At 72.1% G+C, this 822-nt stretch carries 1 protein-coding gene; it reads left to right on the top strand.

What is annotated here, in order from left to right; translation table 11 throughout:
• A partial coding sequence (locus AC1D01_RS37045) for an ATP-dependent DNA helicase (protein ID WP_477874851.1) occupies nucleotides 1–822 on the top strand: 822 nt, incomplete at both ends.

Here is an 822-nt window from a genome sequence, read left to right as displayed (position 1 = left end):
GCGTGGCGCAGGCCTGCGAGGCGGCGCAGCTCGGCCTCGACACCGTCAGCGAGATCGCCCCGGATTTCTCGAAGCTGATGGAGCGGGCGCAGAACTTCCGCCGCATGGCCGCGCAGTTCGAGCAGCCGGCCGCGCCGGGCTGCGTGCGCTGGATCGACCTGTCGCCGCACCAGGCGCGGCTGGTCGAGTCGCCRCTGGACATCCGCGACGCGCTGCGCGAGCAGATGGATGCGGCGCCGCGCGCCTGGATCTTCACGTCGGCCACGCTCGGCGACGACGAGCGGCTGTCGTGGTTCACCGAATCGGCCGGGCTCGACGACGCGCTGACGCTGCGCGTGGGCAGCCCGTTCGACTACGCCGCGCATGCGCGGCTGTACATTCCCGCCGCCTTCCCGAAGCCGAACGAGCCGGGGCACCCGCCGGCCGTCGCCGCGCTGGCCGCGCGCTGCGCGCGGGCGCTGGGCGGGCGCACCTTCGTGCTGACCACCACGCTGCGGGCGCTGCAGACGGTGGGCGAGCGGCTGCGCGACACCTTCGAATCCGAGGGCGACAACATCCAGGTGCTGATGCAGGGTTCGATGCCGAAGCGCCAGCTGCTGCAGCAGTTCCTCGCGCAGCCGCGCTCGGTGCTGGTCGGCTCGCAGAGCTTCTGGGAGGGCATCGACGTGCCGGGCGACGCGCTGCAGTGCGTGATGATCGACAAGCTGCCGTTCCCGCCGCCGAACGATCCGCTGGTCGAGGCGCGCGTCAAGCGCCTGGAGAGCGAGGGCCGCAATCCGTTCTCCGACTACTTCATCGCCGAGGCGGCGGTGTCGCTGAAGC

The organism is Rhizobacter sp. P3_B12 (genome assembly GCF_056402895.1).
The sequence above is the reverse complement of the archived record's forward strand: the minus strand, read 5'-3'. Positions and strand labels throughout refer to the sequence as shown.